Raw genomic sequence first — 23,925 nt, 5'->3', positions numbered from 1 at the left:
AAGTATTTTTCTATTTATGTATAATAAAGTTAGAATTCAAGATTTTGGGAGGAACAAGAGTGAAACAACAGGTGAAGAAACTTCTTTTAACAACAAGTGTAGCGTTATTGGTAGCTCCAATTTCAGCCTATGCGCATCCAGGACGTACAGATGCTAATGGGGGACATACGTGTCGTACAAATTGTGAAAAATGGGGATTGCAGTACGGGGAATATCATTATCACAATAAACCAGCTTCTAGTAGTGGTGCAACAAGTCCAGCTCCTAGTCAAAATAATAATGGTGCTGTAGAAGCTGAAAGACAAGCGGAAGCGCAGCGTAAAGCTGAAGAAGAGAGACAGCGTGTAGCGGAGGAACAAAGAAAGGCAGAGGAAGAGAGACAACGTGTAGCTGAAGAGCAAAGAAAAGCAGAAGAGGCACGTAAACGAGAGGAAGCACAGCGTCAAGCTGATATGGAAAAAGGGCAGCTTGAGGGACAAAAAAGTGGAGAGACTGATTTTAAAGCAGGGAAAAATGATGCGGAATCACATTTAGCTGGGAAATCAGATACATATAAAGAAGCATTCAAAACTGCTTATGCTGCATCTTGGTCTTTAGAAGAGCAGAAGAAAACGCATTTTGAAAAAGGAAAAGAGCAAGGTTTAGCACAAGAGACGATGGAAGATAGTCAAATTGCTCCAGAGTTTAAGCCAAACTTTGCAGAAGGTTTCCAAGTAGGGAATAAAGAAAGAACAGAAAAAATTGAAAAAGAGCAAGCTGAACTAGGGGAAAAGGCAGGTAAGGAATTAGCTGGAAAGAATCCTGGAAATAGAGAGAAAGATGTATACGTGAAAGCATATGAAACAGCGTATGAAAAAGGCTATAAGTCTACAAAAAAGGCAGTAGAAAAAGCTGGATATAAGTATGCATTTGAGAACTATGATTTGAAAGTTCCTGCTAAGTATGAAAAGAATGAATCGTTAAAGAAATGGTTTACTGAAGGGTTTAAATCAAATGAAAAAGCAGCGGAAATTCGAGAGGAAGGATATAAAAAGGGAGATAGCTGGCTCTCATTCTTCTATAAAAATTTCGTGCCAAGTGAATATAAAGAACATAAAGAGCTGTATGAGCAAGCTATAGAAAAAGGTAAGAAAGCATAAAAAAGATGAGGGGAAATCCCTCATCTTTTTTTAATCCATCCATTTCACTAATTTCTTAGAAATTAATAATAAAACACAACCTAATACAATTGCTACAGCGCCAATAACTGTAAATACTTCAGCATATCCAAGTGAAGTTGTGAAGCTTGCAAGTTGTCCACCTAAAATGTTGGCGATTCCTGAGCTTGCTAACCATACTCCCATTAATAAAGAAGCAAGTTTTACTGGGGCAAGTGCACTAACCATTGATAGTCCAACAGGTGATAAGAATAGCTCACCTAACGTATGGAAAAGATACGTAAAGACGATAAATAGTAAGTTTGCTTTTTCTGTAATGTTATGTTCATCACTACCTGTTTTTAATGTAGCAATAACGAGAATGATATAACCGATACCGAGCAAGATCATACCAAGTCCCATTTTTGTTGGGATTTTTAGGTCCCCTTTTTTTCTAGTTGCAAGTTTTGCCCATAATGCCGAAATGACTGGAGCAAGTAAAATAATAAATAATGGATTGACCGATTGGAACCAAGATGTTGGAATTTCCCATCCGAACACAGAGCGGTCTACAAATTTGTTTGTATATAATGTTAATGAGCTACCAGCTTGTTCAAAGCCAGCCCAGAAGAAGACAACGAAGCATGTTAAAATGACGATAACTGCAGTACGTTGTTTTTCTTTTTTTGTTAACGGTGTATCACCTACTGATGGTTGTCCATCTGTTGTTTGTAAATCGCGAGTTGGTTTTTTACCAATATCACCAAGGAAGCGATTGGATAGTGTTGTAAATAAAATTTGTCCAATGATCATTCCGATTGAAGCGGCTAAGAATCCGTAACGGAATCCGTAATGTACAACGCCATCAACCGTTGTTTTGAATAAATTTTCTGATAAAAATCCGCAAACGAGTGGAGCTAAAAATGATCCGACATTAATACCCATATAGAAAATGGTAAATGCACTATCACGTTTTGGATCGTTCTCTTCATATAATTCCCCAACCAGTGTAGAGATGTTCGGTTTGAAGAATCCGTTACCGATAATAATAAGCGCTAATCCGAGGTATAGGCCGACTTGGTTTTGCAAGGCAAATAGTGTAAGGTTACCGATTGCCATTGTTATACCACCAATTGTGATTGCTTTTCGTCTACCTAGGAACCGGTCTGTTAAGTATCCACCAATCATTGGTGTGAAATAACAGGCTCCAGTGTAAAATCCGTAAATAGAGAGTGCCCATGCGGGACTAAACCCAAGACCACCGCTTACTAAAGCTGTCGTTAAATATAATGTTAATAATCCTCGTAATCCATAGTAACTAAATCTTTCCCACATTTCTGTAAAGAAGAGTAAGTATAAACCTGGAGGATGTTTCTTTTTTCTTTGTTGTTCTTTTTCTAGTTGTATCGCTGATTCCATGTTATTTTCCTCCTGACACAAACAAAAACAAAGTTAATAATTTTGTACATTTAATATTTTACCTTATTAAATATTATAAGTCAATAAAGGTTGATTTTTCAGAAGAAATTGGAAAAGGGATATAGCTATAGAATGAGTGTTTCTTTTATGTTAGACTATGGACTATGTTTTCTTTGTAAAGAAGCGGTTTATTGCACTTTTTTATATGTGAAATTGATTTCATAAAAGGTGAAATTATAGAAGGAGAAAGAGATGAAATTGTTACAGAAAAAAGAAATTTTACTTGTTAGTCTTATGTTATTCTCGATGTTCTTTGGAGCGGGGAATCTTATATTTCCACCTTTCCTTGGGTATGAAGCAGGAGAACATGTGTGGATTTCATTAGTAGGGTTTATTATATCAGCAACAGGTCTTCCGATATTGGGAGTTATTGCGATTGCAAAAGCAGGAAGTTTTCAAACGCTAGCGGGTAGAGTTCATTCTTCATTCGCCATTATTTTTCCATGTATCGTGTATGTATTTATTGGACCAGGCCTTGGCATTCCGCGTGCAGGAAGTCTCGCTTTTGAGATGGGACCGGGTCAGTTATTCCCGGAAGCAGGTAGCGTAATCTTATTATGTTACACAGTTATTTTCTTTAGTATTGTGTACTGGTTAAGTTTATCCCCGTCTAAATTAATGGGGTTGTTCGGAAAAGTTTTAACACCGTTATTATTAGGTATGATTGCTCTTATCTTTATAAAAAGCATGTTTACATCAGTAGGTAGTGTGAAAGAGGCTGCTGGAAATTATGGACAAGCGCCTATGTTCCAAGGGTTTTTAGATGGATATTTAACGATGGATGCATTAGCAGCTTTAATTTTTGGGATTGTGATTGCAAATGCTCTTCGTGCAAAAGGTATTGAAGATGATAAAGGTTTAGCGAAATATATGAGTATTGCTGGAATTGGTGCAGGACTATTATTATCTATTATTTATGTCATACTTGGATATGTCGGTTCAATGAGTGGGTCATTGGGGATATTTGATAATGGCGCGCAAGTGTTAGCACAAGTGATGACTACATTATTTGGACAAGGCGGAGTCGTTTTATTAGGACTTATTTTTACGATTGCGTGCTTATGTGTTTCAATCGGACTTGTTACATCTTGTAGTCAATTTTTCGCAAGTGCATTTCCAAAAGTAGCGTATAAAGTGTGGGCATTTATCTTAAGTTTTGTTAGTATGATTTTAGCTAATTTAGGATTAACACAAATTTTAAAAGTATCAGTACCAATTCTTGGATTTATTTATCCAGTTGCATTGACGCTTATTATTTTAGGGCTATTCCATAAGTATATTGGAAAGTATGTATGCATATATCCAGTTACAATTGTGATTGTAGCAGTATTTAGTGCAATCGATATTTTCAATAAAAATGTGATGATGAATCAGTGGACATTAGTATTGAAATACATTCCGTTTTATATAGAAGGTGTTGGGTGGATCATTCCAGCTATTATAGGTGCTTGTATTGGTGTTATCGTGAGTAGTGTTTTAAATAAGAAGAAATGAGTAAAAAGGTGTTTTCCTATTTCGGAAAACACCTTTCTTTTTTTGGGAAAAATAGTATTGAAAATGAATAGACTAAGAGTATGATAAAGATAATTGGTAATATATAGGTTTCGAACGGATGATGAGGGGGGAGCGCATGAAGGAGGATTTAAATAAGAAAATAGAAGCACTCGAAACGGCAATTGAAACGATGCAAGAAGCACTTTTTGAATTGAAAGCAAAACAAAGAGAAATAGAAGTAGAAAATGCTCAGCAACATGTTAGTAAGGAAAAGAAAGAATATATTGAAACGGTGATGGAGGAAAAACAAAAAGTAGAAGTAGCTACAATAAAAGAGCCTGTGCAAGAACGTGAGGTAAAACAAGTGGATATATCTGCTTTTAAGCCGGAACCATTTAATATTATTAAGTTTTGCCAAACGTGGTTACCACGCATATTTGTCGGTATTATGTTGCTTGGAGTAATTTGGTTATTTAAAGCAGGGGTAGATGCAGGATTATTAACACCAGCAATACGAATTGTGTTTGGTATTGTCCTATCAATCGGTTTTTATTATATAGGGGATATTCAAATTAAACGCGAGCGGCAAGCATTAGGGTTAGTACTAGCAGGAGGAAGTATTACGGGTATAGTTTTAACGACATTTGCGGCACATTATTTATATGGATTTATTCCAGCGAGTGTTGCGTTTGTATGTAATATTGCATGGGTCATTTTAGGTATTTATATAGCGAAGAGGTATCAATCGGAATATCTTACTATATTCGTAGCGGTAGGAGCTTTCTTCGTGCCGTTCTTATTAAATAGTACAACTCCTAATCCGTATGTTTTCTTTGGATATGAGATGATACTAACGCTCAGCTTATTATGGTATGCGTTGAAAAATCGTTATCAGTATTTATATATGATTTCTTATGTTGTTGCTGCTATTGTTCTTTTTGTCTTCTTTGCTGTTATGTCAATGTTAGTAGAGGATTTGCAAGTCCAGTTAACAGTAGTTTATGGTTTAATTCACTTACTATTATTTTGGCATATGTTTACGGAGAGAAGTTTTATAGTAGAGCCACGCTTGGCGATATTTAGTGCGAATGCAGTCTTCTTTATATTAGCCATTTCAAAAATACCTGAATTTACAACATGGGGATTAATGATAAGTGCACTCGTGCACGCTATTATGTTTGTGTTTGAATATAGGAAGAATAGACATTCTACATTTACAAATCTTTTATTTGGTTTCGCAATGGGAGCATTTAGTTTAGCGATTTTATATGAGTATAGTTTAGTGAATGCAGCGATTGTACTATTATTACAAGGTTTCCTTGGTATGTTTACTTCTATTAAAGGAAAACAACAGATAAAATTGTATGTTAGTGCGACGGTTTACGCAATTGGAATGATACAGACTATTTTTAGCCCGTTTGATCAATTTATTTCGGCAGGCTTTGTTGCCCATCTTATTTTAATTGGAACGCTCTATTATTGCATGAAACAAGCAAAAGAAGTATTAGCAAGCTTTGGCAAGTATGTGTATTCTATAGCACTCTATTGGTTTATGGTGATTGTATTTATTACAATTACTAGAATCGGTGAAGTTTTGTCCACAGATGGAAGCATAATAAGCATATCTGTATCGTTATTATGGATGGTATATGCATTATTTGCAGTTTGGTTTGGACGGAATAAAAATATGAATGAAATATTGTATGCAGGCTTAGTCGTGTTAGTCGTAACGATAGGAAAGCTATTTCTTCTAGACTTACCAGAAGTTTCAATGATGATTAGGGCAGTGTTATTTTTAATAGTAGGTAGTATAGGTATCGTTATTTCAAGAATGTTTTTCTCAAAAGAAGAGAAGTGAGAAGAAGGCAATCCATATCTGGATTGCCTTTTTCATTATTTCTTATTAATCGTTACAGCTTCATTATATTTCGCTGTTGTATTTTGGCGTAAACGAAGTGTTGCTTGTCCAGTCGTATTTGGATCGATTTGTACGTTCACAATTTTTTCAGCAGAACCTAAGCTATTTGTTGTGAAAGAAAATGCACTACTATATCCGAAAGTAGATGGCCAAGTGCCGTTTGTATTTTGAACTTTTGCTACTTGTGTACCGCCAGTAGTGAATATACCTAAAGAGTAATTAGTGTATGTTGTATTTGGTAATAAGTTATTTACTTGAATTTTGATTTGGAACACTTCATTGTTTGGTAGAGTGCTAGGGTGTGTAACTACGTAGTCATTTGCTGTTACTGCACCGTTATAGCCATATGAACCAGGTTTAAAAGTATTTGTATTAAACCATTGATAACCTGCATTTGGCGCACTCCAAGGTTCAGGTTGTGGCTCAGTTGATAAGCTTGGTTGTTCAAATGTTTGTAAAGTGGTAGGTAAATCAAGTTGTAAACCATTTACTTGATCTAAACTTGTAAATGTTTCTTTATTCGATAGCCAATTTACGATATTTTCTAGTAAGATAGCATCGTTTTCTTCTTTATATCCATCGTAAGTTTTCTTTGTTTGACCAGAGTCTTCACGAACGTATTTTGGCGTAGCATCTTCAACAGGAGAAGAGTCTCCAATAAAGGCAGCTTTTCCAAGTCCTACTTTTGCGATCGCAGCATAAGGACCTTCTGCAACACCACCGCCGTTATATACACCGCTATCGACAGCGTTATTCCATTTTGACGGATTCTCTGGAAGATAAACAATTCCTTTTGCTAGTTTTGGATTTGTAATTGCTAAAGTAGAACCAGCATGCATTGCTACAGATGAAACCCCTTCTGTAATTCCGAATGATTGTTCAGGTGATACAATATTTTTAGCGGAAACATCACCGATTGCATTATAGCGGAAGCGAATACCGAAGTTGTCAGATAGCCAATCAGAGCTTTCTACTCCTTGCATAGCTTGTGAATTGGCTTCTTCGTTAGGCATTCCTTTTGCTGGATTATCCCAAGCACCGCGTCTATATCCGTTAAATACTTCAGAAGAGTCCCAACGATTTTTATTACGATCTGCATTATAATGATCGGCAATGAAGAAGATACTACCGCCATTTTTCACGTATTGTAACATAGCATCTTGTTCAGATTTTTTGTAAGGAATATTTGCTTCTGGAACGATAAACACATTGTAGTCTTTTAAATCTTCGTATGTAATCGGTGTTGATTTACGTAGTTCTTTTACATGATAGCCGTTTTGGGCAATGCCGTTTCCGAAATCAGAAAAGCCACCATCAATAACCCAGTCAGCAGTCCCGGCAGTTTGACCGTGTGTATTATCGAATAATACTTTTTTCCCATTGTTTTGATTTACAACTTTTGCAGCAATTTCAGGAGCTGGGTCTACAGAGCTTTCTGCATAAGTAGACGGTATGAACGAAGTCCCTATACTTAGTGTAATTGCTGTTGCTAAAGAAAATGTAATCCATTTTTTATTCTTCATAGAAGAATCCCCCTAATAATAAATATATGTGCTTTAATAATGTAATTTATTTTTCTGTAAAAATAAAGACGGAAAACATAAAAAATATTAAAAATTTGTAAAAATACCGTGAAATTTGTTGAGAAATATTTATAGAGATTTAAAAATATCCCTTCCAAGTAATAAGGAAGGGATGTTTTGCTTAACTAATTTTTGAATTAGGTGTTTCATCAATTTTATGAAAACCTTTCATGTAATACACGACAGCTAAACCGATAAGCCAAATTGGTCCAACAATTAATGCAATCCTTGTATCTTCTGAATACGCCATTATACATAATACGAGTGCAAGGAAAGCAAGTGAGAAATATGAACTTAATGGGTATAAAGGCATTTTATACGATAACTTTTGTTTGTTTTGCGTCGGCAAACTTTTACGGAACTTAATTTGAGCGACTAATATAATACCCCAAGTCCAAATTGCCCCGAAAGTTGAAATACTAGTGAGCCATGTAAATACTTTTGCAGGCACAAGATAGTTTAATATAACACCAACGAGTAAAACGATTGCTGTTGCTACAATTCCTTGACTTGGAATGCCATTTTTATTTAAACGACCGAATCTTTCAGGAGCTTTTTTCTGCTGAGCTAATGTATACAGCATGCGGCCTGTACTAAATAAACCACCATTACAAGAAGAAAGAGCTGCTGTTAATACGACAAAGTTAATAATTCCTGCTGCTTTTGCGATACCGATTTGCTGGAATGTTAATACAAATGGACTTCCTTTCTCACCAAGTTCGTTCCATGGATAAATTGCCATCATAACGAATAGAGCCCCAACGTAGAACAGTAATATTCTCCAAAATACGTTATCGATTGCTTTTGCGAGTGTTTTTTTCGGGTTTTGCGCTTCACCCGCTGTAACGCCGATTAATTCAACGCCTAAATAAGCGAATAGCACCATTTGCATGGAGAGGAGTAACCCAGAAAAACCATTTGGGAACCAGCCACCATGTGACCAAAGGTTTGAAATGCCAGTAGCGATACCACCGTTTCCGAAGCCAAATAAAATAATACCAGCCCCAACTACTATCATACAGATAATTGTGACAATTTTAATGAGAGCAAACCAAAATTCAAGTTCTCCAAATACTTTTACAGATAAAAAGTTGAAAGCACTCATTAATAATAGAGCGAGTAAAGCCCAAGTCCAGCGCGGAATATCTGGGAACCAGTACTGCATGTAAATGCCAGCAGCCGTAATTTCAGCCATGCAAGTAACAACCCATAAGAACCAGTAGTTCCAACCAGTAATATAGCCAGCTAGTGGTCCAAGATAATCATATGCATATTTACTAAAAGAGCCAGCAACAGGTTGTTCAATTGCCATTTCTCCGAGTGCTCGCATAATGAAAAAAATAACGAGTCCAGCAATCATATAGCCTAGTAAAATAGAAGGGCCAGCTAGTTTAATAGCAGAAGCAGATCCTAAAAATAGTCCAACGCCAATAGCTGAACCGAGTGACATTAAAGTAATATGTCGTTCTTTTAAACCGCGGTTTAAAGTTCCAGATTTGTTTGTGTGCTGCATAAGAAGAATCCCCCTTGTAGAGTGAACGATATTTGAATGCGTTTACTAAATATTTAACTATTTCAAATTATAAAACATTTCTATCTGTTATGCTACAAAAATAATCATTATTAACTGTACTACATCTGTGCTTGTCAGACTTAAACTTAAAATTCGAACTATTAGCGAATATATTGACTCTTCTTTTTATTGATTGTTAAGATTAAGTATTATATTTTCTCACATACTAGTAAGAAAAGAATGTGTGATAATAATTTAGATGTAGGAAGGGTACATAACCATGTTTCAATTACAAAAATATAACACTTCTGTGAAGCAAGAGCTTTTAGCTGGCATCACAACTTTTTTTACATTTGCGTATATTCTTGTCATCAATCCGAAAATATTATCTGATGCAGGTGTACCATTTGATCAAGCTTTTACGGCAACGATTATTGCGACTGTTGTAGGGACGCTATGTATGGCGTTTTTAGCTAACTATCCAATTGTTATTGCTCCAGCTATGGGAATGAATGCGTATTTTGCTTATTCTGTTGTTCAACAGGCAGAGGGGATTACATATGTCATTGCGTTTTCAGCAGTATTTGTAACAGGTATCATTTTTCTTTTATTATCTTTCACTTCATTTAGGCAAAAGCTTATTGTCGCAATTCCTGATAGTTTAAAACATGCAATTGCAGGTGGAATTGGGTTATTTATTGCTTTCATTGGATTACGTCTATCTGGAATTATCGTTGATCATCCATCTAACTTAGTTACGATTGGTGATTTCCATTCTCCAGCCGTTATTTTAACTTTAGTTGGTTTGATTTTAGCGGCGGTATTAATGGCATTGCGTGTGAGCGGTGCATTATTTATTAGTATGATTGTGACAGGAATTATCGCCTTCTTTACAGGGCAGCTGAAGTTTACGGATAAAATTGTTGCGATGCCTCATTTACCAGAGGGGATTATCGTTTCAAATCCAATCAACGCCTTTTCAGATGTAATTGAATACGGATTATATGGCGTTGTATTTTCATTTTTACTTGTACTGTTATTTGATACAACAGGAGCATTACTCGGTTTAATTAAACAAGCAGGTTTAATTACAGATAATACAGAGAAACGTTTTGGTAAAGCATTTATTGCGGATGCAATTGGCGGTACTACAGGCTCTATCTTTGGGACAAGCCCAACAGCAGCGACGATTGAATCGTCAGCTGGTATTGCTGCAGGTGGTAAAACGGGATTAACAGGTATTGTAGTAGTCGGCCTAACGATTATAACGGCATTCTTTAGCCCTGTTATTGCTTCTTTATCAAGCGTAGCCGCTATTACAGCTCCTTCATTAATTATTGTAGGTAGTTTAATGGCACAAAGTATTCGTGATATTAATTGGAATGAATTTGAAGATGCATTACCAGCATTTTTAATTTTCGTTGGTATTCCGTTAACGTCTAGTATTGCGAATGGAATTGCAATTGGATTTTTAGTGTATCCAGTCTTAAAAATTGTGAAAGGGAAAGGGATGGAAGTACATCCATTACTATACTTATTTACAATTTTATTTGGATGTCATTTATTCTTATAATATAGGAGAGGGGGCTTCTTATGAGGGGCTCCTTTTTTGTGTATAATAAAGTGAAACTATAAGTAGTTACGAAAAATATAAATTACATAATGGAATATATATGTTACAATAAGGTGGAGGTGGAACATGGATGGCTGTAAGTAAAATAAAAGTCGCGCGTGTTCAGTTAGATTTAACACAGCAACAATTAGCAGAAAAAGTAGGCGTTACAAGGCAAACGATTAGTTTAATTGAGAAGGGGAAATACAACCCATCTTTAGATTTATGTTTGAAAATTTGTTATGCAGTAGATAAAACTTTGAATGATTTATTTTGGGAGGAAAAGGAGTGAGGGGATGAGAATCGTGAAAGATGAACGCTTAATGATTGAGGGGCTAAAACATATTAGACTCGTTTTCATCTTACAAAATATTGTCATACTAGGTATTGTTTTTTATCGCTACGTTTTGCAAGATGCAGGATATGAAAGTGTTTCGGATTTATTAATGGTATTTATGGTCGGGATAGTAGTTATTAATTTTTTAAACTTGAAAAATTCAGTGGAAGTGTATGAGCATACGGGCGGAGTATCACGCAGTTATCTTATGAAGCTATTATTCATTCCTGTAGGTATTGTTATTGGTATTTTAGCTATTTGTATCGTTGTAACACCAGATATTTCGATAAAGGAAATCAGTTTGACAGGACTTATTATGTTAGCTTGTTTTTTAGTTCCTAGTCTGTTTATATACATATATATGAAAAAGATAAAAAGTGAAGATTGAAATATAAGAAAAGCTTTCCCGTATTGTGGAAAGCTTTTCTTATATTCTTTTATATAGTACTTTATGAAGACCAATTGGTTCAATTTCAAAGATTTCACCATGTTCTTGGAAGCCTAAGCGCTTGTAATAGTCAGACACAGTAATTCGGCCATTACACCATAATATATTTGCTTGACGCTCTTGTAAGATTTGTTCTGCTTTCTGAATTAAGGAGCTTCCAGCGTGGTTGTTTCGAAATTCAGGTAATGTGGCCATTCCTCGTAGACGATAATGAATACCTGTAGGTAGGTCAGGATATATTTCTTTTGAGAAGGAAGCGATACTAATTAGTTTATCATTTATAAATGCCCCTAGGTGAAAGCTGTCTGTTTCATAGTCGGAAGGATATTTACAATCTGCTAATGTTTGACTCGGGCGCAAAATTTTTTGACGTAATACGTAAGTTTCAGATCCGTCAATATTTTTCACGGTAATCATATTAACATCCTTTCTTATAACGCTTTTTCTGTTAATTGTATAAAGAAATAGGCAGGTGCGGCGAAAAGTCCGAGTATGCTAGCGGTTCCGAGAAGGAGTGAAAGTAAGAGGCAAGAGTACTTTATTCCATTCGACTTTTTCCATCCGTAACTACAAATTTCAATACTAACACCGATGAGAATAATGGCACCTAGTATTTCGGCTAATAATAAAAGAGCTAAAGTTACAATAGACATAATGTGATCCATCCTCATAATATGTGATAGTAACATTTTACCATATGAAATGGAAAAAAATGCCCCTCAATTATGTGAGGGGCATTTTTTTATTCTAATATGTTTTTTAGTGTATCGATATGTTCTTTTGAGCCTGTTACAAGTAATGTATCACCGTGTTGTAGTCTTGTATCACCATGTGGGATTAATGCTTTATTTCCACGATAAATTTGAATGACTAGTACATCACCTAAAAATGGAAGGCGACGAAGTGCAACACCGTTATATTTATTGCTACGTAGTTCAACCTCACGGACTGTTTCGTTTGCTGTTGTAATTAAGCGAACGAGACTCGGTTTATCAATTAGCGCACGTAATAGAATACGTGTAGAGTTAATTGTTGAGAAGACAGCGATATGTTCTTGTGTTGCTTTTTCTTGTAGAAGTGGATCTTCTACACTTGCAATAACATGTTCAACACCTAGTTCTTTTGCGTGTTCTGCTAATAATAAGTTTTGCTCATCATCACTTGTTGCAACAACAACTCGGTCTGCATGAAAGGCTGTTTGTTCAGTTAACGATGCAATTGTGATGTCATCTAATTTCACGATAGGGAAGTCATGTGATTTCGCTTCCTGATCATTTATTTTGTTTTGACGCATCATATATAGTGTTACGTCATAATCTTCTCGTTTTAAATCAAGTGATAACGGAAGGGTAATTCTGCTCGCACCAATAATAGAAACTTTTGGTTTTGGTGTTTCCACTTTTGGGAACATCTTTTTAAATAATATAGGCGCAAAAATACAAGTAATAACTGCGCTTAAAATAAGGGAAGCAGATAAACTTGGACTGATGATCCCTAACTTTTCACCAATTTGTGCAGCTGCAATAACTAAAGAAAGTGTCGATGTTAATAAGATGGCACTCCCCAGTACGATATTACGTGGATACCATTTTCGTAAAACGAGTGATGGTAACAGTTTTGAGATAAAGAGTCCTACAATTAGAATTGGAATCATGAGCATACTAGAAGGCTCTTTAAAAATAGACCAAACCTCTAAATTTACACCAACCATTACGAAGAAAATAGGAATGAAGAAACCGTATCCGATAGAATCCAGTTTTTCAACCATATCTTCATTTGGTGATAATAATGATACGAGTACACCTGCTAAGAAGGCACCTAAAATATTTTCAGCTCCAACGGATTCAGATAACCCAACTAATATTAAGATGAGTGCAAAAACAGCTCGTGTATCAATTTGTACACTTCCAGCTTTTAAGCTATCCAAGTATGGAATGTTTTTAAAACGTTTTGCAACGAAGTAAATAACAATACCAGCGCCGAATAGAAGAAGAAGGAGCCACATGCTTTGGCCGCTCTCGGAATTTAATCCGACGAATACAGCGAGTAAAATCATTGTAACTAAATCCGCAATAACAGCGACTAATAAAATGATTTGCCCAATTGCTGTTTTTCCTAAGTTATTCTCTTTTAATGTTGGTACGACAACACCTAAAGAGATTGTTGAAATGATTAAAGTCATAAACATTGCATTATCTACAAATCCTAGCCATACGAATAGTAGTGATAGGGCATAAGATAAGATGAAAATAAAGAAGAAGATAATGCTTGCTGCTTGGAATGTGTTTGGTTCGTTTGTCGTGTTCTTTTTCCCTTTTTGTTTAAAGATAGAAAAATCAATTTCTAAACCGCTTAAAAACATAAGAAAGATAAATCCTAGTGTCGATAAGACTTGAAGCCACATATCTGGCTCAATAATATTAAACCCACTTTTACCTACAAAGATTCCTGCGATGATTTCTGCAACAACGACAGGAAGTGCTTTTAATTTAAAGCGTTGTAACAAAAGGGGAACGAAAAACGCGATTGCAACGACAACCATAAGTGATAGAACAGAAGTGTGATGTTCCATTGCGTTCTCTCCCTTCAAATAAATATAGTACCTATTTAGCCATATAATAGGTAGAAAAGCAACGCATATGGATTCGATTTCATAAAGAAAGAGTTTTCTTAACATTTGTCATAATAAGTATATTTTTCATGATTCTGTTGTTAATTCCGTAATGTGGATGTAATAGGGGAGGGAATAAAAAAAGACTGCTGAGCAATCTCAGCAGTCTTTTCCATGTACATTACATTGAGAAGAAGATCCATACAGTTAAACCAACTGTTGCAGTTGCAACGAAGAAACTGTAGATCATAGTAAGAATTTGAACTCTTCCTTCTCCTTCTTTTAAATGCATGAACATAATTAATTGTAACAACGCTTGCGCAACAGCCATTATGATAATGGTAGTTAAGATCGTTGATAGTGGCAGGGTTGTGTAAAGTGCCACGTATAAAGCTAGAAACGTTAGTGCAAGCGATAAAATAAATCCGAAAACGTGTGACCAAGGGAATCCGCTATGCGCATGCCCGTTTGCTTGGTTGTTATTTTGACCCATTTACGCCACCATCCCGTTCAAGTAAACTAGTGTGTAAATAAAGACCCAAACTAGATCAAGGAAATGCCAGTATAAGCTGATAATGAATACTTTACGAGCTGTAACTGGTGTTAAACCTCGTTTTAAAATTTGGATAATAACACAAATTGCCCAAATGATACCGCCTGTTACGTGGGCTCCGTGTGTTCCAAGAAGAACGAAGAATCCAGATAGGAAAGCACTTGTTTGAATTGTTGCGCCTTCACCAATATACATAATGAACTCTTCAATTTCGAAGAATAGGAAGCCTGCACCTAAAAGTAATGTAAGGACGAACCATCCAAGCATTGCTTTTTGGTTGTGCTTACGCATTTCGTGAATCACGATACCACATGTGAAACTACTTGTTAAAAGTAGTAATGTTTGAATTAAAAGCGTTTTAAGTTCAAACAGTTGTGCTGGTGTTGGACCATCTGCCGTACGACCAGCAAGTACTAGATAAGAGGCGAAAAGTGTTGCGAACAGCATAATTTCAGCCCCAAGAAAAATCCAGAATCCTAGGATATTCAATCTGCTTTGTTCGGATTGATATTCCAAGGGTAAGCTTTTATCTAAAGCCGCCATATCATTTCACCTCTCATGCTACATGTTCTGATTTTTTAATTTCATCAACACTAATATAGTAACCTTCATCGTAATCGAATGAACGATAGATTAAGCAAGCTAAAATACCAATGCCGCCGATTGCTGCAAGCCAGAACCAGCTAAATACTAATGCGAAACCTGCAAGACCGAAGAATCCAGACGCAATAATAGGCACGCCAGAGTTACTTGGCATGTGAATTGGTTTAATATCTTCTGCTGCTGGTGTAACTGTTTCTCCGCGTTTCTTCATGTACCAGAAAGCATCAGCTTCTTTGATTTCAGGAAGTTTTGCGAAGTTGTAATGTTGTACAGGAGATTGAGTTGCCCATTCAAGTGTACGGCCATCCCATGGATCTCCAGTTGTGTCACGTTCTCCGTGACGAGCACTCCAAATTACGTTGTAACAAAGAAGTACGAAACCAATACCCATCATTACTGCACCGACAGATGCGATTTGGTTTAGCCATCCCCATCCAAGGCTTTCAGAGTAAGTGTACATACGACGAGTCATACCGTCTAAACCTAAGAAGTACATTGGGAAGAAACAGATGTTGAATCCGCTCATAAAGATCCAGAATGTCCATTTACCTAGGCGTTCATTTAACATATGACCAGTCATTTTTGGATACCAGAATGTGAATCCAGCAAGCATAGCGAATACTGTACCTGCGATTAATACGTAGTGGAAGTGAGCGATTAGGAAGTAGCTGTTATGGTACTGATAATCAGCTGCTGCCATACCAAGCATAACCCCTGTAACCCCACCGACTACGAAGTTTGGAATAAATGCCAATGACCAAAGCATTGGAACTGTAAAACGAATACGTCCTTTATACAGTGTAAACAACCAGTTAAAGATCTTAACCCCGGTTGGAATCGAAATCGCCATTGTCGAAATCGAGAAGAATGAGTTAACCGCTGGACCTGCACCCATCGTGAAGAAGTGGTGAAGCCATACGACGAAACTTAGTAAAGAAATTGCAACCATTGAGTATACCATCGCACTGTAACCGAATAGACGCTTACGTGAGAATGTACTAATGATTTCAGAGAAAATACCGAATGCCGGTAAAATAACGATATATACTTCAGGGTGACCCCATACCCAGAATAGGTTGGCCCATAACATTGGCATACCGCCGCTCGCCATCGTAAAGAAGTGAGCATCGAATAGACGGTCAAATGTCATTAATGCAAGAGCAACTGTTAATACTGGGAAAGCGAAAATAATGATAATTGTTGTAATTAAGATTGACCAAGTAAACATTGGCATTCTCATTAAAGTCATACCAGGTGTACGCATTTTTAAGATAGTAACAAGGAAGTTAATACCTGTCATTAACGTACCGAGACCTGAAATCTGTAATGCAATTGCGTAGTAGTTATTTCCTACACCAGAAGTAAACTCTGTACCTGCCATTGGGAAGTAAGAAGTCCACCCAGCGTCTGGAGAACCACCAATTACGAAAGCGATGTTGAATAACATTGCTCCGACAAAGAATAACCAGAAACTTAAAGCATTTAAGAACGGATATGCAACGTCACGAGCACCAATTTGTAATGGTACTACAAGGTTCATTAATCCCATAACGAATGGCATCGCCATGAAAAGAATCATAACTGTACCGTGTGTTGTGAAGATTCCGTTATAGTGTTCAGCGTTTAAATAAGTTGTTTCTGGGAATGTTAACTGTGCACGGATCATTAAACCGTCCATACCACCACGGAATAACATAATAACCGCAGAGATAATATACATGGCCCCAATTTTTTTATGGTCAACAGTTGTTAACCATTCGTCCCAAAGCCATTTCCATTTTTTATACTTTGTTAGTACGAAAATGATTGCTAATGTCACAAGAACGATAGAAGCGTCTGCACCGTAAATAATCGGGTCACCTGTGACAAAAAATTCATCAAGCTTCACTTTGTTCACTCCAATCTGTTGGAATTATAGCTATTATTTTTTGTTTTTGTAGTAGTTGTAATCACAATATTCAAGTGATTTTGGATCTACATAACTTAAGTGATGGCTAGAGAATGTCATACGACCAACTACACCAGGTTTAACAATTTCGTTGTACTTATCTTCTGTTAGTTTAGGAGCAGTTTGTTGTACTTCTTTAACCCACTTGTCATATTTCTCTTTAGTTTTTGCTTCAACTTCGAACTCCATGTGAGTAAATCCTTCACCAGAGAAGTTCGCGCTACGCCCTAGGTAAGAACCTGGCTTATCAGCTTGTAAATAAAGGTCCATAATCATGCCATCCATTGTGTACTTCATACCACCAAGTTCTGGTACCCAGAAAGCATTCATTGGGCCGACAGAAGTCAGTTTGAATTGAATTGGTACACCAGCTGGGATGTTTAAATAGTTAACGGTTTCAATTTTTTCCTCTGGGTAACTGAATAACCATTTCCAGTTTGCAGATGTAACATAAATCTCCACTGGTTTAATATGTTTGGACTCTTTCGGAACCTCTTCCGAAGCATAAGTTGCTTTTACTGTTGGAATCGATAATGCGATAACGATAATAACAGGAACAAGCGTCCAAATGATTTCTAATAATGTGTTACCGTGTTGTTCAGGTGGCTCATAGTCCATATTCTCTGGTTTTTCACGATAACGAATCAAGATGACTGTAAACAAGATGAATACAATTGCGATAATTAATGACATAAGCAAGAATGACCAAACAATTAAATCATACTGTGCTTTTGCAACAGGTCCTTGCGGATTTAATACTGCGAGTTTTTTATCACAGCCACCGAGGAACAGAAGTAATGATAACGGAAGAAGCGAAGCCAACTTCCAAAACGCTTTCTTTAGTTGCACGATTGAAAATCTCCTTTCTCCTTGGATTGAAACTATGCCAATAAAACAATATAAACCTATTAATTTATAGAAGGCAATAGTTTTTGAGATATTGTTAAAAAATAGACACAAATGCACACTTTTTAAGGTGAATATCATTTGTAACTTGATTACATTGTAAACTATTTTCCAGAGAAAAATACGATTGTGAAAATTTTAAGATAAATAAAGTTATACCAGGATACCCAAGAAATAGAAAAAAGCTATCTTATGATAAGAAAGATAGCTGAATATTTTGTATATTTAGTTTACTTCTTTTTTTAGACTTATTTGTTGTTCAAATGTGACAATTTTTTTATATTTCACTTGATATAAAATGTAACAAATAACCATAAATGGAATACCGCAATAAAGAGCGATTCTCTGATCTGGAATGAAAGCTAAACTTACAAATGTAATGAAATTGAGTGAGAATGCTACGATTGGAACGAGCGGATAAAGTGGTGTGCGATATTTTAAATCATTGATGTCACCACCGTTTTTCACGAAGTTTCTACGGAAGAAAAACTGTGAAGCCGCAATTGACATCCAAACGACAACGGCAGCCATTGCTGCGATAGATGTTAAAACTAAAAAGACAGTATCTGCTGCAAATATACTTGTTAATAGGGATAGACTTGCAAAGATTAGACTGAAAATCAATGCGTTTAATGGTACACCTTTTTTCGTTAGCTTCGTAAATGCTGGACTTGCCATTCCTTGTTTTGCCATTGCCCAAAGCATACGTGAATTTGCGTATAGACCAGAATTGGCTACGGATAATACAGCTGTAATAATAACAAAGTTCATAATGTCTGCTGCATATGGAATACCAGCTACATCAAATACAAGTACAAATGGACTTTCGACTAGATTAGCCTCTTGCCACGGGAGTAAACCTACAACAACTGATATGGCTAGGACGAAGAAGAATAGCGTTCGCCAAATGGTATTTTTGATTGCTTTTGGAATTGTTTTTTCAGGATTCTCACTTTCTCCTGAAGCGATTCCGATTAATTCTGTTCCTTGGAAAGAATAATTCACTGTAATCATCGTAAGAAGAACAGCCAATGCACCATTCGGAAATAATCCGCCATTTTCAGTGAAATTGTGAAGCATTGGAGCTGGTTTTCCGTTAAAGTCTAGTAGACCGAACATAACTGCACCACCGAGTACGATGAAAATAACGATGGTTGCGACTTTTACACTAGCGAACCAAAATTCTGCTTCTGCATATGCTTTTGCTGATAGAGCGTTTACAAGAAAGAGTGCTGCTGCAAATGTAACACACCAAATCCACGAAGAAACATCTGGAAACCAGCGTTTCATTAAAATACTTACAGTTGTTAACTCTACTCCAACTGTAACAGCCCAATTTAACCAATACATCCAACCGACAACAAAACCAAAACCAGGTGAAATAAATTTGCTTGCATAGCTTTGGAATGAACCTGCTTCTGGCATAGCAACAGATAATTCACCAAGACATAACATCGTTAAATACATAACAAATCCACCGACTAAAAATGCAAGAATAGCACCACCAGGGCCGGCGTTATGGACGATTTGACCAGATCCCATAAATAGGCCAGTTCCGATAACACCACCAAGTGCAATCATAAATAGGTGTCTACTTTTCATTGTACGTTTTAAATCTGTTTGTTCTACTTGTTGATTCATATGCCCCTCACCCCGTTATTTTTTATATGTGTTAACTGGTTTTCATTCTGAGTCTTTAATCATTAGTGGGGGATATGACACATACTCGGTTTATTTACTATGAAATGAATGGAGTATGTAAAAAACGAACTATGACTAAATACCCTAAGAATGTTTTTATTAACAAGGTGATATCTTCACTATGTTAATTATTTCGATTTTAGCAAAAAAATTCAGAAAAGTATATTGTTTTTTCTTTTTATTAAAAATAATTAGAATTTTATAACGATGTAGTTGTGAACAATAATTCACAGAATCTTTCTAGCAAACTAGTAAGAAGAAAGGTACAATGGTAAGAGGTATGTCTGTAAAATAATAATTAATGGAGTTTTGTTTAAAATGAAAAAGTTAAAATATCTTTTTGTTTTTGGAATTATATTTGCTGCAGCGTTTTTTATAGGGAAAGATAAGATTATACAAAAGGCACAAGTGCTACGCTTAGATTTTCTATCTGAAATGAAAGAAGCGGCTATGATTGAAAATGTTCCGTTTATAAAGCAGTTACCAGAATTACCTCGTGGATGTGAAGTGACAAGCTTAGCTATGTTGCTACAATATAAAGGTGTACAAGTAGATAAGATGCAACTTGCTAGTGAAATTCATCGAGTTCCATTTGAACAAAATGGTTTGCGCGGAAATCCTTATGAGGGGTTTGTTGGAAATATTTATACGAAAGCTGAACCAGGATATGGTGTATACAATAAACCAATCTTTAATTTAGCAGAAAAATATGTTTCTGAAAAAGTAATTAATTTAACAGATAGAGACGTGAAAGATCTATATAAAGTAATTAGTTCTGGTTCTCCAGTATGGGTTATTATTAATACAACGTTTCAGCCGCTAGCTGAAAGTAGTTTTGAAACATGGAATACAAGTTCTGGTGAAGTGAAAATTACATATTTTGAGCATAGTGTAGTAGTAGTTGGATACGATCAAAACTTTGTATATGTAAATGATCCACTAAAAAATAATCCACGTTTCGCTGTTCCACGAGCAGAGTTTGAGAAAGCGTGGGAGCAAATGGGGAAACAAGCAATTACTATTTTATAATAATGAAAAAGCCATCTTTTGATGGCTTTTTATTTTTAAGTAACCATGATAGAAAATTCAGAAGATTCTTTTAAAAGTTAACAATTCACGTTATAATAACATTTAACTTGGTGAAGAAGGGGAGAAGAGAAATGGATGTTGCAAAAGAACTTGTTTTGTCAAAGGATCAGTTGGTTGAGTGGAGAAGGCATTTTCATAAGTATCCAGAGTTATCTTTTCAAGAAGAGAAAACATCGCAGTTTGTATTCGATATACTTCGGGAAATTCCATGTTTAGAAGTATCAAGACCTACTAAATATAGTGTAATGGCAAGGTTGATTGGAAAGCAGCCTGGTAAAATAGTTGCGGTTCGAGCTGACATGGATGCTCTTCCTATTCATGAAGAAAATGAGTTTGACTTTATTTCTACATATCCGGGTGTAATGCATGCATGTGGCCATGATGGACATATAGCGATATTACTTGGAGTTGTACATAAGTTAGTAGAAGCAAGAGAGAAGATTAAAGGGGAGATTCGTTTTCTATTCCAACATGCTGAAGAAAATTTTCCTGGTGGTGCAGAGGAAATGGTTGCAGCGGGTGTAATGGAAGGGGTCGATTATATTATTGGTGCTCACCTTTGGGCATCGTTAGAGGTTGGAAAAGTAGGTGTAATTTATGGTCCCGCAATGGCTGCTCCAGATGTTTTTAAAATTATAATAGAAGGAAAAGGTGGCCATGCTGGAATCCCTCATGAAACAGTTGATAGTATTTCAATCGGTACACAAGTGGTTTCGCAACTTCAGCAAATTGTATCTCGGCTCACGAATCCGTTAGATTCTCTTGTAGTATCTGTTACGCAATTTCACGCTGGGACAACTCATAATGTGATTCCAGAGCAAGCGGAGATTGAAGGGACAGTGCGGAGTTTAAGACATGAGTTGCGAGAAGAAACAGAGAAAAGAATTGAACAGATTGTAAAGCATGTGACGGAAGCTTACGGAGCGAAATATACGTTTTCGTATGAATATGGATATCGTCCAGTCGTAAATGATTATGAAGTTACAGAGATTATTGAGCAAACAGCATTACAGCTTTATGGAAGGGAACGAGTTACTCGTTTACAGCCGACGATGGCTGGAGAAGATTTTTCAGCGTTTTTACAAAAAGTACCAGGTACATTCTTTTTTATCGGTGCAGGAAATAAAGAGAAAGGAATTATATATCCTCATCATCACCCTCGTTTTACGATTGATGAAGATGCATTACCGATTGGTGTGCAAGTCTTTGTATCATCGATTATGAATTTCATAAGTAAAGGAGAATGAGATGAAGAAAATACACGTATTAGCGCTTATTCCAGTTTTTTGTTTAGTTGTTGGACCCGTATTTGCTAATTCAGTTACTCCTTACATATTAGGGATGCCATTTTTATTATTTTGGGTATTATTATCAGTGCTTATTACATCTTTTTGTATGGGGATTGTGTACGTATTTGATCCTGCTAATAAGGGGGATGTAAAATGACCGCATTACTTATCATTATTTTATTTTTGTTTCTCGCACTATTTTTAGGAATTCGGGCACAACACGGAAAAGATATGAATTTAGAGCAATGGTCAGTTGGAGGAAGAGGCTTTGGTACTATTTTTGTTTTTCTTCTTATGGCAGGTGAAATTTATACGACATTCACATTTTTAGGTGGGAGTGGATGGGCGTATAGTAAAGGAGCACCTACTTTTTATATTTTAGGTTATGGTGCGTTAGCTTATATTTTATCTTATTTTTTATTACCACCAGTTTGGAAGTATGCAAAAGAGCATAATCTAGTTTCACAGCCAGATTTTTTTGTGAAGAAATATAAGAGTCAGGCACTTGGCCTTATCGTTTCTATCATTGGGGTTATTTCGATTATCCCATACCTTGTTTTACAGTTAAAAGGATTAGGAATTATCGTTTCGGAAGCGTCTTATGGAAGGGTATCGCCAGTTATAGCAGTGTGGATTGGCGCAATTGTTATAACGATATATGTAATGGTTTCAGGTATACACGGCTCTGCTTGGACGGCCGCTTTGAAGGATATTATGATCCTATTTATCGTTATGTTTTTAGGTATATATTTACCGCACCATTATTACGGAGGATTTCAGCCGATGTTTGAAGCCGTAGAGGCAGCAAAACCAGGATTTTTATCTTTACCTGATGAAGGAATGAGCATTTCTTGGTTTGTTTCTACTATTGTATTAACAGCTCTCGGTTTCTATATGTGGCCCCATACATTCGCCTCTGCTTTCTCTGCAAAAAATGAAAAAGTATTTCGTAAAAATGCGGCCATTATGCCACTGTATTCTTTAGTTTTACTTTTCGTGTTCTTTGCAGGGTTTGCAGCTATCTTACAAGTTCCTGGATTAAAGGGAGGGGATGTAGACCTTTCGTTATTCCGTCTGGCTCTTCAAACTTTTGATCCTTGGTTTATTGGGATTATTGGTAGTGCCGGAGTTTTAACGGCATTAGTTCCAGGTTCTATGCTTGTCATGGCTGCTTCTACATTATTAGCGAAAAATATTTACCGAACAATGGTCCCATCTGCTTCGGATCGACAGGTGGCAAAAACAGCGAAATTATTTGTTCCTGTAGTAACGCTTGTAGCTGTTTTGTTTACTTTTAAAGGTGGAGAAACGATAGGAGCACTTCTTTTAATGGGATATAGTATAGTGACACAGCTTTTCCCTGCACTTGTATGTAGTCTGTTTCCACGTCAGGTTATTACGAAGCAAGGAGCGATTGCAGGGATGGGGATTGGGTTGTTAGTGGTTGCGTATATTACTTTATCGGGTTCAACTATAGCTACGATGTTTCCGAATTTCCCTCAATATATAAAAGATTTAAATGTAGGTATAGTCGCGTTGTTAATGAATATAATGGTGATGTTTATCGTTAGCGGGTTCACGAAAAATGTGTCTATAAAGACAGACAATATAATAGTAGAAAAGTAATTCTTATGCTAGAGCTATCTTTGAAAAGAGATAGCTCTTTTTTGTATATATTTTCTTCGATTAGCGGAATCTAACTAAA

General features: G+C 36.2%; 21 protein-coding genes. 10 read left to right on the top strand and 11 right to left on the bottom strand.

Annotated features, from left to right (window positions below; translation table 11 throughout):
- The first annotated feature begins 59 nt into the window (after positions 1-59).
- The gene (locus PDK19_RS15460) at positions 60-1,139 is read left to right on the top strand and encodes a YHYH domain-containing protein (protein ID WP_270707510.1); all 1,080 of its coding nucleotides are present in this window, start codon (positions 60-62) and stop codon (positions 1,137-1,139) included.
- A gap of 30 nt (positions 1,140-1,169) precedes the next feature.
- Here the strand turns inward: PDK19_RS15460 and PDK19_RS15455 are convergent, their stop codons facing one another.
- A complete protein-coding gene (locus tag PDK19_RS15455) occupies positions 1,170-2,555 on the bottom strand; it encodes a peptide MFS transporter (RefSeq protein ID WP_074615643.1) in 1,386 nt (461 codons plus the stop codon).
- A 252-nt stretch (positions 2,556-2,807) separates the two neighbouring features.
- Here PDK19_RS15455 and brnQ1 point away from each other — a divergent pair, with 252 nt between their 5' ends.
- On the top strand, positions 2,808-4,109 hold the full coding sequence (gene brnQ1, locus PDK19_RS15450; protein WP_074615642.1) for a branched-chain amino acid transport system II carrier protein BrnQ1: 1,302 nt from the start codon (positions 2,808-2,810) through the stop codon (positions 4,107-4,109).
- A gap of 136 nt (positions 4,110-4,245) precedes the next feature.
- Positions 4,246-5,967 carry a DUF2339 domain-containing protein gene (locus PDK19_RS15445; protein ID WP_014893310.1) on the top strand — a complete coding sequence of 574 codons (1,722 nt, stop codon included), beginning with the start codon at positions 4,246-4,248 and terminating at the stop codon, positions 5,965-5,967.
- Between the two features lie 35 nt (positions 5,968-6,002).
- Here PDK19_RS15445 and PDK19_RS15440 read toward each other — a convergent pair whose 3' ends face one another.
- The gene (locus PDK19_RS15440; RefSeq protein WP_074615641.1) at positions 6,003-7,550 is read right to left on the bottom strand and encodes a DNA-binding protein; all 1,548 of its coding nucleotides are present in this window, start codon (positions 7,548-7,550) and stop codon (positions 6,003-6,005) included.
- 181 nt (positions 7,551-7,731) lie between these two features.
- Positions 7,732-9,123, bottom strand: coding sequence for an amino acid permease (locus PDK19_RS15435; protein ID WP_001164906.1), 1,392 nt, complete (start codon positions 9,121-9,123; stop codon positions 7,732-7,734).
- 280 nt (positions 9,124-9,403) lie between these two features.
- Between PDK19_RS15435 and PDK19_RS15430 the strand changes: the two genes are divergently transcribed.
- The 3 genes from PDK19_RS15430 to PDK19_RS15420 all read left to right on the top strand — a co-directional run bounded on the left by PDK19_RS15430 (position 9,404) and on the right by PDK19_RS15420 (position 11,460).
- Complete coding sequence (locus tag PDK19_RS15430) at positions 9,404-10,696, top strand: NCS2 family permease (RefSeq protein WP_000487210.1); 1,293 nt, start codon at positions 9,404-9,406, stop codon at positions 10,694-10,696.
- A 130-nt stretch (positions 10,697-10,826) separates the two neighbouring features.
- Entirely contained in the window at positions 10,827-11,027 is a 201-nt protein-coding gene (locus tag PDK19_RS15425; RefSeq protein WP_000301182.1) for a helix-turn-helix transcriptional regulator, read from the top strand.
- A 4-nt stretch (positions 11,028-11,031) separates the two neighbouring features.
- Positions 11,032-11,460, top strand: coding sequence for a hypothetical protein (locus PDK19_RS15420; protein WP_014893309.1), 429 nt, complete (start codon positions 11,032-11,034; stop codon positions 11,458-11,460).
- A gap of 39 nt (positions 11,461-11,499) precedes the next feature.
- Here the strand turns inward: PDK19_RS15420 and PDK19_RS15415 are convergent, their stop codons facing one another.
- The 8 genes from PDK19_RS15415 to PDK19_RS15380 form a co-directional block, all read right to left on the bottom strand.
- The gene (locus tag PDK19_RS15415) at positions 11,500-11,937 is read right to left on the bottom strand and encodes a GNAT family N-acetyltransferase (protein ID WP_000633754.1); all 438 of its coding nucleotides are present in this window, start codon (positions 11,935-11,937) and stop codon (positions 11,500-11,502) included.
- 14 nt (positions 11,938-11,951) lie between these two features.
- A complete protein-coding gene (locus tag PDK19_RS15410; RefSeq protein WP_011040011.1) occupies positions 11,952-12,209 on the bottom strand; it encodes a DUF4022 family protein in 258 nt (85 codons plus the stop codon).
- A 53-nt stretch (positions 12,210-12,262) separates the two neighbouring features.
- Positions 12,263-14,092 (bottom strand): monovalent cation:proton antiporter family protein, encoded by a 1,830-nt coding sequence (locus PDK19_RS15405; protein WP_000399976.1) that lies wholly within the window; start codon positions 14,090-14,092, stop codon positions 12,263-12,265.
- 220 nt (positions 14,093-14,312) lie between these two features.
- Positions 14,313-14,624, bottom strand: a complete 312-nt coding sequence (gene qoxD / locus PDK19_RS15400) for a cytochrome aa3 quinol oxidase subunit IV (RefSeq protein ID WP_000531385.1) — start codon at positions 14,622-14,624, stop codon at positions 14,313-14,315.
- On the bottom strand, positions 14,625-15,227 hold the full coding sequence (gene qoxC / locus PDK19_RS15395) for a cytochrome aa3 quinol oxidase subunit III (protein ID WP_000729317.1): 603 nt from the start codon (positions 15,225-15,227) through the stop codon (positions 14,625-14,627).
- Positions 15,228-15,240: 13 nt separating this feature from the next.
- Positions 15,241-17,175, bottom strand: a complete 1,935-nt coding sequence (gene qoxB, locus PDK19_RS15390; RefSeq protein ID WP_000762378.1) for a cytochrome aa3 quinol oxidase subunit I — start codon at positions 17,173-17,175, stop codon at positions 15,241-15,243.
- A 33-nt stretch (positions 17,176-17,208) separates the two neighbouring features.
- The gene (locus PDK19_RS15385) at positions 17,209-18,084 is read right to left on the bottom strand and encodes a cytochrome aa3 quinol oxidase subunit II (protein ID WP_001176167.1); all 876 of its coding nucleotides are present in this window, start codon (positions 18,082-18,084) and stop codon (positions 17,209-17,211) included.
- A gap of 282 nt (positions 18,085-18,366) precedes the next feature.
- Entirely contained in the window at positions 18,367-19,782 is a 1,416-nt protein-coding gene (locus tag PDK19_RS15380) for an amino acid permease (protein ID WP_001076070.1), read from the bottom strand.
- A gap of 378 nt (positions 19,783-20,160) precedes the next feature.
- Between PDK19_RS15380 and PDK19_RS15375 the strand changes: the two genes are divergently transcribed.
- The 4 genes from PDK19_RS15375 (at position 20,161) to PDK19_RS15360 (ending at position 23,846) form a co-directional block, all read left to right on the top strand.
- Positions 20,161-20,871, top strand: a complete 711-nt coding sequence (locus tag PDK19_RS15375; protein ID WP_000734471.1) for a C39 family peptidase — start codon at positions 20,161-20,163, stop codon at positions 20,869-20,871.
- 131 nt (positions 20,872-21,002) lie between these two features.
- Positions 21,003-22,178, top strand: a complete 1,176-nt coding sequence (locus tag PDK19_RS15370; protein ID WP_000382094.1) for an amidohydrolase — start codon at positions 21,003-21,005, stop codon at positions 22,176-22,178.
- A 1-nt stretch (position 22,179) separates the two neighbouring features.
- The gene (locus PDK19_RS15365; protein WP_014893308.1) at positions 22,180-22,377 is read left to right on the top strand and encodes a DUF3311 domain-containing protein; all 198 of its coding nucleotides are present in this window, start codon (positions 22,180-22,182) and stop codon (positions 22,375-22,377) included.
- The gene (locus tag PDK19_RS15360) at positions 22,374-23,846 is read left to right on the top strand and encodes a sodium:solute symporter family protein (protein WP_000125907.1); all 1,473 of its coding nucleotides are present in this window, start codon (positions 22,374-22,376) and stop codon (positions 23,844-23,846) included. Before PDK19_RS15365 ends, PDK19_RS15360 begins: the two co-directional genes overlap by 4 nt.
- Positions 23,847-23,925 lie beyond the last annotated feature (79 nt).

This window comes from Bacillus cereus group sp. BcHK124, assembly GCF_027712065.1.
Taxonomy (GTDB): domain Bacteria; phylum Bacillota; class Bacilli; order Bacillales; family Bacillaceae_G; genus Bacillus_A; species Bacillus_A pacificus.
Note: the sequence above shows the minus strand (reverse complement) of the source record. Positions and strands in the feature narration are given on the sequence as shown.